The sequence below is a fragment of the Arthrobacter sp. 05T420 genome (genome assembly GCF_056396305.1).
In genome coordinates, this window is record NZ_JBFTLG010000013.1 from 1 (window position 1) to 13,664 (window position 13,664).

A 13,664-nucleotide genomic window follows, 5' to 3' on the forward strand; every position below is an offset into this window, starting at 1 on the left:
CGGGTCAGGGCGTGTTCCATCCGGGCCGCGGCGTCCGGGTCGCAGAGCGGCCGGACCCGCTCGAGTGCGACGGCGATGACGGTCGCGGCCCGGGAGGCGACCTCGCCGGCCGCGACGGCCGCGGCGAGCTCCCGGTGCACGGGCGGCACCGGCCGGCCGGCGAGTCCCTCCCGGGGCAGCAGGGACTCGGCGAGGGAGAGCCGGCGCCGTGCCTCCGCGGCGCCGATCCGCAGCCGCGCCCGCAGAAATTCCGCGGTGTTCCGGTATCCGTCATCCAGAACCGACGCCGGCACGGCCGACGCATCAGCCGCCGCCGTCGACCCGGACGCACCAGCCGCGGTCTCGTCAGCCGCCGCCGTGGCGGATGCGGTCGCCGCCGCGGCCGCCGCGGTGGTGCCGGCAAGCCCGGCGGCTCCGGATCCGCCGGTCTGCCAGCCGGCGGGGCTCTCGCGCCAGCCCGTGGTCCACGAGGTGGCCGCCCCAGCGGCAACGCCGGCGCCGGCGGCGGACTGCTTCCTCGTCCGGTCCACGGCCGCGGCCCCGACCAGCTGCAGATACTCCATAATCCGTGAGATCTCCTCCACGCGTCCGGCGAAGTCCGACGCGGCCCGGAATCCCCACGATCCCGCGTCCTCCACCGCCGTCACACTCACCGCCTGCAGCGCAGCCAGCGCGGCAGCAACCCCGTCCAAGCCGGCCGCCGCGTCCACACCGGATTGCCGGACCTGGGCTGCGCCCCGGTCCGTGTCCTCGCAAGCAATGAAATCCCTGACGGCTTCCATGACCTGAATCTACTCAGGGGGTCCGACACTAATAGTGAGCCCTGGTTAGTGAGTACCTGGCAACGACGGCGATACCGCCCCGACCGCGGGTTTGTCGCCAGCAAGATCCGCGGCAAGTCGACTGCGGTGAACGCGGCGGCCACGTAGACGTGAGCTCCTAGGAGCCTGTTTGACGAGTCCCATTACCGTCTTGCCTGCCCACCCGGCCGGTGTGCCCTTCGTGTTCCACTGCAGGCCACCCAGGGTCGCAACTGCGCAACCCTCTGGCTGCCGCAAAGAGTTGGGATGCCCGGCGGGACAAATGCACCTACACTGCTGGAATGCCTATCAATCCGGATACCAAGGACTGGACCTGGGTCCTGTCACGGCCCTGCCCAGAGTGCGGTTTCGATGCCTCCGCTGCGACTCCGGCCACGGCGCCGGGGATGGTCACCAGCATGCTCCCGCGGTGGCGGGCGGCCCTGCGACGGCCGGACGCGGCGGAACGCCCCAATGAGGCCACGTGGTCCGTCCTCGAGTACGGCTGCCACGTCCGGGACGTCTTCACCTTGTTCGATCACCGTCTGTCCCTCATGCTGACCGAAGACGATGCCCGGTTCGATGACTGGGACCAGGACAAAGCGGCGATCGAGAAGGACTACGCTAACGCCGACCCAGCCGAGGTCGCCGCCGAGTTAACCGCCGAGGGCGAGCAGATCGCCGCGTCCTTCGCTCGAGTCCCGGAAGAGGATTGGGACCGCAAGGGGACCCGGAGCAACGGCTCCGTGTTTACTGTCCTGACCTTCGCGCAGTACTTCCTGCACGACGTCGTCCATCACCTCCACGATGTGGACGGCTAGCACCCAGACGGTTCGCCCCCGGACGGCTAGCGCCTGGCCGCAGCCACACAGCTGGCACGCCGGCAAGTCAACGGTCTGCTAAGTAAGGCTGTCCCGGCCGCCTACGGCGCCGCCGGTTGGAGATCCTTGTCCCACGCCATGCTCCGGTTTACCGCTGTATAGCCCATTTTTAGGTAGAGCGCGAGGGCTCCGGTCGGGTTCTCCGAATCGACGTCCAGCGAGGCCACGTCCATGCCCGCGGCGGCGAAGCGGCGCAGGGCATCGGCCAGGAGCACCTGAGCGATGCCCCGGCCGCGGAATTCCCGCCGGACTCCGAGCAGCACCGTGTACCCCTCGCGGAATCCCCGGCTCAGGGCGGCGTCGGCGTCGTGGGTGGCCAGCTGGTAGCCGGCCACCGCGCCGGTGGAACGGTCCAGTACGACGCCGCTCAGGTCCGGCCGGGCCTGCGGGTCATTCACCACAAAGCCCCAGGCCTCCTCGTCGCGGGGTTCGCTGCCCCAGTGGTCCCGGAACGCCGCGTTGTGTGCCAGCCGCACCGGCTCATGCAGGGCCGGTCCAAAAGTCACGAACTCCAGCCCGGAGTCCAGACCGGCCTCGGGCACAGCCTGGTTCAGCGGCCGATGCATCTCGTTGTAATAGCGGACAATGCGAAAGCCGGAGCCGGCGAACAACGCAGCCTGGTGCTGGTGCTGCTGCTCCATGTAGAGCCGCAGCCTGGGGCGCGGGACCGCGGTCCGCGCGCCGCCGGCCTCGTTGGCATTCTCCGCCGCCAGTGCGTCCTCTGCGAAGCGGTCCCTGGTCCGTTGTTCCATCCAGCCCAGCAGCCCGGTGCCGATCCCGCTCCCCTGCCACTCAGGGTCAACGCAGCCGGAGCCGTTCGCCTTGTCACCGTCGCGGTTCTTGGTGATCCGGCCGTACGCCCGGGCAACGCCCTCCGCGTCGAATCCCAGGATGCTGTTCGACGCCACGGGGTTGTTCTTCGAGTCCATGATCTGTTCCAGATCTGCCCGGCGCTCAAACCAGACGGGCTGCTCGACGGCGGCGGTCCGGGCGATCAGACCGGCCCAGACGTCGAGGTCCCGGGGCTCCGCTGCCCGCCAGGAGAGCCGGGGATCGAGTGCGGGCCGGGGCTGGAACTCGCCGTTTTGGTTCATGGCAACAGGCTAATAGGAGGGCTACCCCCGCGCCAGCACGGCCGCCGGCGCCGGCCCCTCGCCCGCGGCGCCCGAGGCAGCCGCGGCGTCCAGGTCAAGTCTGGTGTCCGCGGCGTCGATATCGTTCGGGTTGTGGGTGACAAGGACAACGGTCCGGTCGCGCAGCCCGTCCCGCAGTTCGACGAGCATGAGCCTGCCTGATTCCGCATCGAGGTGCGCCGTAGGTTCGTCGAGCAAGATGACATCGGCCCCGGTCATGAGCGTGCGCGCAACGGCCAAGCGCGTACGCTCCCCGCCGCTGAGGAATGCCCCACCCGGGCCGATCCGGGTGTCCAGTCCGTCCTCAAGCCGGGCCAGCAGCGGACCGAGTCCGACGGCGTCGAGTGCAGCGCGCATCTGCTCGTCGCCTCCGGCCACAGCGGCCTTGCCGGCCCGCGCCGCATCCCCGGACCCGGTCGCGGCAGCGTCCGTGCGGGCGGGTGCGGGTTCCGGCACGGGGTCCTGCTCCGGCCGCGCCAGGAGGAGGTTGCCGCGGATGGTGGAGTCGAACAAGTGTGCCTCCTGCGGGCACCAGGCGGCGCGTCCGCTCAGGTACAGGTGTCCGCTGGCCGCCGGTAGGAACCCAAGGATCGCGGCCAGCAGGGTCGACTTGCCAGAGCCGGAGGCACCGGTGACAGCCACCCAGCGCCCGGGCCCGGCCTCGGCCGTGAGTCCGGTAAAGACGGTGCCGCCGCCCGGCCAGGCAACAGCGAGGTCCACCAGTTCGATCCCTGGCCCGCCGTCGGGCCGTGAGGCCACGGACACCAAGCCTCCGGCAGCGGCGTCGTCGCACTGCGATTCACCATTGGTCCCCGGCTCCAGGACGCCTGCCTCGCTGATCCGCCGCATGACGGCGCGCAACGCCGGGTACTGCCGCACAGCCGTGGTGATCGCCCCGTACGGGTCCACCAGGGCAAGCTGAACAAGGACGACGACGGCGACCGTCGCTGGTTCGACCGCGCCGCTCAGAGCGAGCGGGGCGGCCAGCAATGCGCTGGCCAGGGCGGCTCCGGCGCAGGCCAGGACAGTCAAGGCCTGGCCCAGTCCTTCCGCCCAGGCTGAGCGCTGTGAGGCAGCAGTCGCGGCCCGGTCTGCCCGGCCTATCGCGCCTAGCACGGGGGCGCTCACGCCGTTCGCGTGGAGTTCTGCGCGGGCGTCCAGGGCGGCGGCCACGTGACGGAGCACGCCGGAGCGGAGTCTTTGTTCGGTGCCGGCAGACATGCGGTCGGCGGCCAACGCCAGTGCAGGGGCAACCACAATGCTCAGCAGCGCTGCTACGCCCACAGCGGGCAGCGCCGCGGGAAGCAGCAATCCGGTCCCGCACACTGCGGCCGCGGCGACAGCTAGGGCAGTCACGGGCGGCAGCACGACGCGGGGCAGGAGCTCGCGGACAGTGTCGACGTCGTCCACCACCGTGCCCAGGACGTTGCCGCCCTGCAGCAGCCGGCGCAATGACAGTGCCCGTCGGCTCAGCGACTCCCACAACCGGCCACGGAGCCGGGTCAGTGCGGCAAACACGGCGTCATGCAACAGCAGCCGTTCGGCGTACCGCAGGCACGCCCGGCCGACGCCGAAGAACCGCACGCCGACGATCGCAGTGAGCAGGAAGAGGATGGGCGGCTGCTCGCTGGCGCGGATGATCAGCCAGCCGGACAGCCCGGCGAGGGCGACGGCGAAGAGCGCCGCCAAAGTGCCTACGGCCCCAGCGGCGGCAAACCGACCCATTACAGGGGCCAGCAGGCGACGCAAGTGGGAGGTGACTGAGCCGGCCGAGCCGGCCGAGCCGACTGAGCCCGCTGAGCCCACCAAGCCGGCCGAGCCGACTGAGCCAGCTGAGCCCGCCGAGCCGGCCGAGCCGACGGTCACGGCAGGCGCGGCGCCAGCCTCCGGGCGGCCCGGCGTCGGGATCGGTGTCACGCTCGGGCTCGGCGGCGCGGCACCCGCAACAGAAGGCTGCCGGATTGCCGCGGCTTGGACGTCCACATCTGCCCGGTCAGATGCCGGCCAAGGCGTGACGGCGTCCGAATGTTCGATCCCGTGCCCGCTTCCGCGCGGGGCCACCGCGACGAGTGTGTCGGCAAGCTCACGGGTCTGCAGGTCGTGTGCGACGAGCAGAACAGTGACCTGTCCGCGGAGCCCGGCGAGGGCCCGATTGACCAATGTGGCCGATGCCCGGTCCAAGTGGGCCGTGGGTTCATCCAGGAGCAGCACGCTGGCGCCGGCTTCGATCCGCGCCAGCCCGCGGGCCAGGGCCACCCGCCTCAGCTCCCCCGGGCTCAGCTCGGCCGGGTGCTTGGCGGCCAAGTGCTCCGCGCCCACGGCTGCGAGGCACCGTTGCGCCGCCGCGTCGCTGTCAGCGCTTGCCGACGTGCTGGCCGACGTGCCGCGGGCAGTGCCCGCCGCGGCGTCGCCTGCACCGCCCGCCGCGGCGTCGCCTGCACCGCCGGCCGGAGCACTGTCCGCACCGTAGGTGGGAACGCCGAGGTACAGGCGGATCTCGTCCAGCACCGTGGACGCCACCATGACGGGGTGCTGTGGCACCCACGCGACGTCCGCCGTCGTGAATCCTCCCAGGCGTCCGGACACGACGGTTCCCGTGCCCGCCCCAATGGTCCCCGCTAGGACGCCGAGCACGGTGCTCTTGCCGGCGCCGCTGGCCCCGTCGAGTGCCGTGATCCGGCCGGCGGCGGCGGTGAAGCTCAGTGGGCCGACGGCGGCGTCCGTGCGACCGCCGAACCGAACGGTCAGCCCGTCCACGGTGACCTCAGGCGGGCCACCAGCGGGTCCGGCGGCCGGCGCCGGGGTCAGCGGCGTGGCTCCCGGGTCCGCGAGGACCTCATTGGTTTCGGCGAGCGCTGCCCGGCCGTCGTCGCTGGCGTGGTGCGCGGTGCCAAGCTCGCGGAGCGGCAGGTAGCAGTCGGGAGCCAGAATGAGCGCAAGCAGCCCTGCCTCCAGCGCCATGTCGCCGTGAACCAGGCGGACGCCGATGAACACGGCAACCACCGCCACGGAAATGGTTGAGATGAGTTCCAGGGCCAGGGCGGAGAGGAAGGCCGTGCGCAAAGTCCCCATGGTCCGGGAACGGTATTCCTCGGACATGTCCTCGAGTGCCTGGCGCTGGGCGGCGGCCCGGCCCAGGCCGACGAGCACGGGCAAACCTTTGGCGAGCTCGATCATGTGGCCGGAGAGCCGTGCCAGTGCGGACTGGGCTTCCCTGACGCGTTCCTCTGTGTACCGCCCGATCAGGACCATGAACAGCGGCACCAGCGGCACCGTCAGCACGATCACCACGGCGCTGATCCAGTCGGCGAACAGGATGCGGGCCCCCAGCAGCAGCGGGATGGCCGCACAGTTCACCAGCGCCGGCAGGTACTGGGTGTAGTAGTTGTCCAGGGCATCCAGCCCCCGGGTGGCCAGGACGGCGAGGCCGCCGTCGGCGGGCCCGGACGCGCGCGTTCCGTTCCTAAGTGCCTGCTCGAGAAGTTGACTACGCAATTCCTCCTTCATCCCGAGCGCCGCCCGGCGCGAGGCCACCGTCTGGGCCCACACGGTCAGTGACCGCAGCACGGCCCCGGCCACGCCCAGAACCAGTTGGTCTGCCCATGCGGGGTCATGCGCCGCGAGCCCGGCGAGCATTGATGCCACAGCCTGGGCCATCAGCACCAGGGACAGCGCCTTCAGGGCGGCCAGCAGGCCCAGCAGGTAGAGCGCGGAACGGGTCGCAGGGCCGGAAGGGAACGGTCTCATCAGCGAAGTCAGTCCTTCGGTGCCAGGGCTTTGGCGGCGATCGCGGGAAGGAAGCTGTGCGCCTCCGGGATGTGCGCCGCGCTCACCCGGCGCCGGAATACCCAGTACGTCCAGGCCTGGTAGGCCAGGACCAGCGGCAGCCCGATGCAGGCCACAATGCTCATCAGGCCCAGGGTGTAGTCCGAGGACGAGGCGTTGGAGATTGTCAGGTTGAACGCGGGATTCAGTGTGGACGGAAGCACCACGGGGAAGGCTGCACCGAAGATGGACGCGCTGCCGAGCAGGAGGAACACCCCCAGCGACATGAAGGCACGGCCCTCGGCACCCTTGCGGGCGAAATTCCATGACAGGACTGCCGCGACGACGGCGGCCACGACGGCGGCGATGGTCCAGGCTTCGCCGCTGAGCAGCTGGAGGCTCACCGCCCAGCCGGCCATGGGCAGCAGCAGCACGGGCAGCAACCGGACGAACCAGGCCCGCGCCCGGTGGCGGACTTCGCCGTCGGTCTTCAGCGCCAGGAACCCCAGCCCGTGCAGGAGGGAGAACCCGACGACGGCGAACCCGCCGAGCAGTGCGTAGCCGCTGAACCAGGCGAACGGGCCGCCCTCGCGGTCACCGTTGGCATCCAGCGGCAGTCCCGTGGTGGTCAGGGCCAGTGCCGCGCCGACGCCGAAGGCCGCGACGAACGACCCTGCCGAGATGGCCCAGTCCCAGCGGGCGCGCCACCGGGGGTTGTCCACCTTGCCGCGGTACTCGAAGGCGACGGCACGGAAGATGAGCGCCACGAGGACCAGCAGCAGCGGCAGGTACAGCGCAGAGAACAGGGAGGCGTACCACAGCGGGAAGGCCGCGAACGTGGCGCCGCCGGCGGTCAGGAGCCAAACCTCGTTGCCGTCCCAGACCGGGCCGATCGTGTTGATCAGGACGCGGCGCTCCGTGTTGTCCCGGGCGAATACCTTAAACAGCATCCCGACGCCAAGGTCGAAGCCCTCAAGAAAGAGGTAGCCCGTCCACAACACCGCGATGGCGACGAACCAGATGGTGGGTAGCAGTTCCATGCTGAGAATCCTCTGCGCTTTTCCGTGTGGGGTTGCTGGGTAGGTGGGTTGCTGGGCCGGCGCCTAGTAGGCGAAGGCCAGAACGTCGTCGTCGGGTTTGCCCGGACCGCCCCGCGGGGTTTTGTCCTCGTTCTCGTCGGCGGGGGCGTGCACCAGTTCCGGCATGGCCGAGGCCACGCCACCGCGGATGTACTTGACCAGGAGCTTGACCTCCACCACCAGCAGCACCGCATAGATGCTGGTCAGGACCACGAGGGAGGTCAGGATCTCCCCGGCCGAGACCCCTGGCGAGACGGCCGCGGCCGTGAACATAAACACCTGATCGACTCCGCTGGGGTCCGGATTCGGGGCCACCACGAACGGCTGGCGGCCCATCTCGGTGAAGATCCAGCCCGCGGCGTTGGCCCCGAACGGTGCGAGAATGCCAAACACAGCCAGGCGCATGAGTCCGCGGGAGGCCGGCACGGTTCCCTTGCGGGTGGCCCACAGTGCCAGCAGGGCGGCGAGGGCGGCCACACCGCCGAAGCCGATCATCATCCGGAAGCCCCAGTACGTGACTTCCATGACGGGCACGTACTGGATTTGCTGACCGGCGCGGTCCCCGTAGATGGGGTTGTTCGGCAAAGTGGTGCCGTACTTGGACTGGTACTCGCCCAGCAGGCTGTTGACGCCCTTGACCTCCGTGGTGAAGTCACCCTTGGCCAAGAAGGACAGAATGCCGGGAACCTCGATCACGGCCACGATGTCGTCGCAGTTCTTGGAACCGACGTTGCCGATACTAAGGACCGAGAAGCCGGTGCCGTCGTGGCAGGCGGCCTCGGCGGCGGCCATCTTCATGGGCTGCTGCTCGAACATGAGCTTGCCCTGCAGGTCCCCGGTGACGGCGGTGCCCGCGAAGGAAATCATGGCGACGACGGCGCCGATCCGCAGGGAGCGGATCCAGACGGTGTGGTCGCTGCGGTCCCGGCCCAGGATGCCGGCGGCTTCGCCGGGAATTACCTTGCCGTCGGCCCCGATCGTGTCGATGCCGTCGTGGCGGCGACGCCAGAGGTGGTACCAGGCGATGCCGAGGAGGAAGCCCCCAGCGACGGCGAGGGCACCGAAAAGGGTGTGCGGGACGGCGACGAGCGCGGTGTTGTTGGTGAAGACTGCCCATGCGTCGGTCATGACGGGCCGGCCGTTGACCATTTGGACACCGACAGGGTGCTGCATCCAGCTATTGGCAACAATGATGAAGTAGGCCGAGAAGACGGAGCCAATGACGGCGACCCAAAGGCAGGCCAAGTGGACGCCGGGTTTGAGTTGCTTCCAGCCAAAGATCCACAGGCCCAGGAACGTTGACTCGACGAAGAAGGCCAGGAGCGCTTCCATGGCCAGCGGGGCGCCGAACACATCACCGACAAAGCGGCTGTATTCACTCCAGGCCATGCCGAACTGGAACTCCTGCACGATTCCGGTGGCGACGCCCATGATGAAGTTGATCAGGAAGAGCTTGCCCCAGAACTTGGTCATGCGCAGATATTCCGGCTTGCCAGTGCGGTACCAGAACGTCTGGATCACAGCCACCACCAGCCCGAGGCCGATCGTGAGCGGCACCATCATGAAGTGGTAGACCGTCGTGATACCGAATTGCCAGCGTGCGATTTCCAAGGCGTCCAAGGCAGTCCCTACTTTTGGCTAGGCTCGAGCAACTTCTACGCGGCGTAGAAGTGTGTCTTCTACAGAGTGTAGAACACATCGGCGCTTCCCTGTAACTCAGGCTCCCACGGCGCGTCACGGCCCGCAATGGCCGAACGGCCCCAGCTCAGGGCCCCGAAGCGGCAGCCCGACACGCCGAAAGGCCGTGTTCTACTTCATGTAGAAAGAATGCGCAAAACGCGGTAAATTTGTAACTGAAGTGTTCACATACACCGCACCGGCAGGCACCAGCTTTTTCCCAGCACGACGCCGGCGCGGCAGTCATAGAAGGATGTACGCAATGGCAAGTCTCGGTGAACTGGAACGGGCAGTGATGGATCTGCTCTGGGCAGGCCAAGAAGCTGCGACGGCCAACACGTTGCGGGACCTCCTCGCACAGAGCACCCATCCCCAGGACGGTACCGCTGGGCACGTGGGCAAGGACCTCGCCGTCACCACCGTGCTGACCGTACTCTCGCGCCTAGAGCGCAAGGGCCTTGTGGAACGCGAACGCGGCACCCGCCCGCACCGCTACCAGGCCGTCTCGAGCCGCGCGGACCACACTGCGGAGCTCATGCACGAGGTCCTCGGCTCCGCCCCGGACCGCGAGGCAGTCTTGGCCCGGTTCATTGGTTCCGTCACGGACAACGAAGCAGAAACCCTGCGCAAGCTTTTGGGCCACAGCTAGCGCCCGATGTTCTGGACCTCATATTTTCTGGCGGTCCTGGCGATAGCATTGGCGTGGCCGGTGCCTATCCTCCTCTCCCGTGCCCAGTGGCCGGCCCGCTCCCCCTTCACGGCAATGCTGCTGTGGCAGGCGATCGCCCTCGCCGGCGGCCTGTCCATGATCGGCGCCATGCTGGTCTATGGGCTCGAGCCGGTCGGGGACAACCTGGTATCCGGCCTGCGGGCCCTGGCAGGGATGGTCTTCAACAATGCCCCCACCACTGAGCTGGGCTTTTGGCACATCTTTGCGCTCTCGACCGCCGCCCTGCTGACGGCGCACCTCGTTTTCACCCTGCTGCTGACTTACTACAAGATCCAGCGCCAGCGCCGGCGCCACCGCGAACTGCTGGACCTTCTGGCCTCACCGTCCTCCGACGGCCCGCGGACCATGGTCCTGAACGTGGACTCGCCCGTGGCGTACTGCCTGCCCGGCGGCGCACGGTCCGTGACAGTTCTCTCCGACGGGCTCATGGCCGCCCTGGAGCCCGACGAGCTCCGCGCTGTGCTGATTCACGAGAACGCGCACCTTAGCCAGCGCCACCACCTGCTGCTGTGGGCATTCGCAGCGTGGCGCCAAGCCCTGCCGTGGCTACCCACCACCCGGCTCGCGCAGGAATCGGTCAACTCCCTGATCGAAATGCTGGCCGACGACGTCGCGCTCAAGACGGAGACCAAGGCGACTCTGATCAAGGCGATTGCCATCGTGGCCAGCGGCTCCCCGGCCGCCCCGGCGGCACGCCTGGCGTTCGGCGAGCCCGGCCTATCGGACGTCGACCCCAGCCAGCCCGGCGCCACCGGGGGCACGGGTTCGGCGGGTACCACGGCGTCCCGCGTCAGCCGACTGCTCTCGCCCCGGCCGCCGCTGGCGGAACCGCTGCGGGCCGCCGTCCTAGCCTGCTGCGCGCTGCTGCTGGCCGTGCCGACGGCCTTGTTGCTCGTCCCGGGCCTCCTCGGCTAGGGCCGGGTCCCTGCCGACCGGCGGGACGTCAGGCGTCGATGCGCTCCCGGTCCAGGTTTGCGGCGCCTGCGATGATGAAGTCCTTGCGCGGCGCCACGTCCGAGCCCATGAGGAGGTCGAAGGTCTCTTCGGCCTGCTTGGCGTTCTCGATCCCGACCTTGCGGAGGGTCCGGTGACGCGGGTCCATGGTGGTTTCGGCCAGCTGCTCTGCGTCCATCTCACCCAGGCCCTTGTAGCGCTGGATCGGTTCCTTGTAGCGCTTGCCCTCTTTGGCGAGCCGCGCCAGCAGGACGTGGAGCTCGGCCTCGGAGTAGGTGTAGATCATCTCGTTGGCCTTCTGGCCGGCGTTGACCACCTCTACCCGGTGCAGCGGCGGGACGGCGGCGAAGACGCGTCCCTCGTCGATCATCGGGCGCATGTAGCGGAAGAAGAGCGTCAGGAGCAGGGTCCGGATGTGGGCGCCGTCGACGTCGGCGTCGGTCATCAGGATCACTTTGCCGTACCGGGCGGCGTTGATGTCGAACGTGCGGCCGGAGCCGGCTCCCACCACCTGGATCAGGGCCGCGCACTCGGCGTTGGAGAGCATGTCCCCCACTGAGGCCTTCTGGACGTTGAGGATCTTGCCGCGGATCGGCAGGAGCGCCTGGAAGTCGGAGGACCTCGCCAGCTTGGCGGTTCCGAGTGCGGAGTCACCTTCCACGATGAATAGTTCGGAGCGTCCGACGTCGTCCGTGCGGCAGTCGGCGAGCTTGGTGGGCATGGAGGACGTTTCCAGCGCGTTCTTCCGGCGCTGGGTTTCCTTGTGAACCCGCGCCGAAATGCGGGACTTCATCTCGCTGACGATTTTTTCCAGCAGCAGCGCGGACTGCGCCTTATCGTTGCGGTTTGCGGACGTCAGCTTGGCGCTGATCTCCTGTTCCACCACCTTGGCCACGATGGCCCGCACCGCCGACGTGCCCAGGATTTCCTTGGTCTGGCCCTCGAACTGCGGTTCGGCCAGCCGCACCGTCAGGACTGCGGTCAGGCCGGCGAAGATGTCGTCTTTTTCGATCTTGTCGTTGCCGGCCTTGAGCTTGCGGGCGTTGGTCTCCACGGCCTTGCGGAACGTCTTGAGCAGGGCCTGCTCGAAGCCGGACTGGTGGGTGCCGCCCTTGGGCGTGGAAATGATGTTGACGAAGGTGCGGACCGTACTGTCGTAGCCGATCCCCCAGCGCAGCGCGACGTCGACCTCACAGTCGCGCTCGACCTCCGCGAGCTGACTGTGGCCCTTTTCGTCGATGACGGGGACGGTTTCCTTGAATTTTCCGGCACCGTGGAGCCGCCAGATGTCCGTCACGGCCGGGTCCGCGGCGAGGAAGTCGACAAACTCGGAGATGCCCCCGTCGTGGTGGAAGACCTCCTCATGAGGGCCGGATTCGCCGGGAGTGCCGGCAACCCTGCGTTCATCCCGGACCGTGAGCTTCAGTCCGGGGACCAGGAACGAGGTCTGGCGGGCACGTGCGGCGAGGTCATCGTAGGAGAATTTGGCGTCGGGGGTGAAGATCTGCCGGTCCGCCCAGTAGCGGATCCGGGTTCCGGTCACGCCGCGCTTGGCCTTCCCAACGACGTCCAGCACGGAGCCGTCGATGAAGGGTTCGAAGAGCGTCGCGGGGTCCGGCTTGGTGCCCGGATCCTTGAACCGGCCAGGCTCCCCCCGGCGGAAGGACATCTTGTAGGTCTTGCCGCCGCGGTCCACTTCGACGTCCAGGCGTGCCGAGAGCGCGTTGACCACGGAGGCACCCACGCCGTGCAGGCCGCCGGAAGCGGTGTAGGACCCGCCACCGAACTTTCCACCGGCGTGCAGTTTGGTGAAAACCACCTCGACGCCGGTCAGCCCGGTTTTCGGTTCGACGTCCACCGGAACGCCACGGCCGTCGTCGTGGATCTCCACCGAATTGTCCGCATGCAGGATGATCTTGATGTCGTGGCCGAACCCCGCCAGGGCCTCGTCGACGGAGTTGTCGATGATTTCCCAGAGGCAGTGCATGAGTCCCCGGGAGTCCGTGGAGCCGATGTACATGCCCGGGCGCTTACGGACGGCCTCGAGGCCCTCCAGCACAGAGAGGTGCCGGGCGGTGTAATCAGAACTGGGTGCCACGGGTCGTGAACTCCTTAAAGGATCGGGGCCGCCCCCGCTGCGTGCGCAGGCGGGCAGTCACAGAATTTGACGCTCTTCCTAGGTTAGTCGGACTCGCGGCCATCGACGGTTTGCCACTCCCCGCAGGGACTCTCCGGCCAGTCGCCGTTATTGAGACGTGATACGCGGACAGCGAAAGTTGGCCATCCGTTCCATGGTTTGGCCACGAATGCTGGTTATATGGGTATACCGATCTACTAAGGAGGCCGAACATGACAACAGCAGTTGCGGACCGCACACTGACCGCCGCAGACCGGTGCGATCGTTGCGGAGCACAGGCATATGTCCGAGTTGTTCTCGGTGCCTCCGGCGGTGAGCTTCTTTTCTGCGGCCACCACGCACGCGCCGTAGAGCCGACACTCAAGCCGCTCAGCTCAGACTGGCATGACGAGACTGACCGCCTTCACCAGAAGGCCCCGGTTCCGGTCGACTAGACCGCAACGCCGGTTTCGCTTTGGCGCCTTACAGGGTGCCGGGCGACTTGAGACCACTGCATCAGGGTCCCTCC

At 68.3% G+C, this 13,664-nt stretch carries 9 protein-coding genes and 1 pseudogene; 4 read left to right on the forward strand and 6 right to left on the reverse strand.

From position 1 onward, the window contains the following. Nucleotides 1-782: pseudogene (locus tag AC1DEM_RS13415) on the reverse strand (HNH endonuclease signature motif containing protein); the annotation flags it as partial. Between the two features lie 320 nt (nucleotides 783-1,102). Between AC1DEM_RS13415 and AC1DEM_RS13420 the strand changes: the two are divergent. After that, complete coding sequence (locus tag AC1DEM_RS13420) at nucleotides 1,103-1,621, forward strand: DinB family protein (RefSeq protein ID WP_476884830.1); 519 nt, start codon at nucleotides 1,103-1,105, stop codon at nucleotides 1,619-1,621. 101 nt (nucleotides 1,622-1,722) lie between these two features. Here AC1DEM_RS13420 and AC1DEM_RS13425 read toward each other — a convergent pair whose 3' ends face one another. From AC1DEM_RS13425 to AC1DEM_RS13440, 4 genes are all read right to left on the reverse strand, one after another. Further along, a complete protein-coding gene (locus AC1DEM_RS13425) occupies nucleotides 1,723-2,775 on the reverse strand; it encodes a GNAT family N-acetyltransferase (protein ID WP_476884831.1) in 1,053 nt (350 codons plus the stop codon). Between the two features lie 21 nt (nucleotides 2,776-2,796). Next, nucleotides 2,797-6,561 carry a thiol reductant ABC exporter subunit CydC gene (cydC, locus tag AC1DEM_RS13430; protein WP_476884832.1) on the reverse strand — a complete coding sequence of 1,255 codons (3,765 nt, stop codon included), beginning with the start codon at nucleotides 6,559-6,561 and terminating at the stop codon, nucleotides 2,797-2,799. 8 nt (nucleotides 6,562-6,569) lie between these two features. Then, nucleotides 6,570-7,619: a cytochrome d ubiquinol oxidase subunit II gene (gene cydB / locus AC1DEM_RS13435; protein WP_476884833.1), complete on the reverse strand. Its 1,050-nt coding sequence runs from the start codon at nucleotides 7,617-7,619 to the stop codon at nucleotides 6,570-6,572. A gap of 63 nt (nucleotides 7,620-7,682) precedes the next feature. Further along, a complete protein-coding gene (locus AC1DEM_RS13440) occupies nucleotides 7,683-9,278 on the reverse strand; it encodes a cytochrome ubiquinol oxidase subunit I (RefSeq protein WP_476884834.1) in 1,596 nt (531 codons plus the stop codon). Between the two features lie 319 nt (nucleotides 9,279-9,597). Here AC1DEM_RS13440 and AC1DEM_RS13445 point away from each other — a divergent pair, with 319 nt between their 5' ends. Both AC1DEM_RS13445 and AC1DEM_RS13450 read left to right on the forward strand, forming a co-directional pair. After that, nucleotides 9,598-9,984: a BlaI/MecI/CopY family transcriptional regulator gene (locus AC1DEM_RS13445; protein WP_476884835.1), complete on the forward strand. Its 387-nt coding sequence runs from the start codon at nucleotides 9,598-9,600 to the stop codon at nucleotides 9,982-9,984. A 6-nt stretch (nucleotides 9,985-9,990) separates the two neighbouring features. Beyond that, nucleotides 9,991-10,980 (forward strand): M56 family metallopeptidase, encoded by a 990-nt coding sequence (locus AC1DEM_RS13450; protein WP_476884836.1) that lies wholly within the window; start codon nucleotides 9,991-9,993, stop codon nucleotides 10,978-10,980. Nucleotides 10,981-11,008: 28 nt separating this feature from the next. Here AC1DEM_RS13450 and AC1DEM_RS13455 read toward each other — a convergent pair whose 3' ends face one another. Continuing rightward, nucleotides 11,009-13,117 carry a DNA gyrase/topoisomerase IV subunit B gene (locus AC1DEM_RS13455; RefSeq protein ID WP_476884837.1) on the reverse strand — a complete coding sequence of 703 codons (2,109 nt, stop codon included), beginning with the start codon at nucleotides 13,115-13,117 and terminating at the stop codon, nucleotides 11,009-11,011. Nucleotides 13,118-13,368: 251 nt separating this feature from the next. Between AC1DEM_RS13455 and AC1DEM_RS13460 the strand changes: the two genes are divergently transcribed. Next, entirely contained in the window at nucleotides 13,369-13,590 is a 222-nt protein-coding gene (locus AC1DEM_RS13460) for a DUF7455 domain-containing protein (protein WP_026266251.1), read from the forward strand. Nucleotides 13,591-13,664 lie beyond the last annotated feature (74 nt).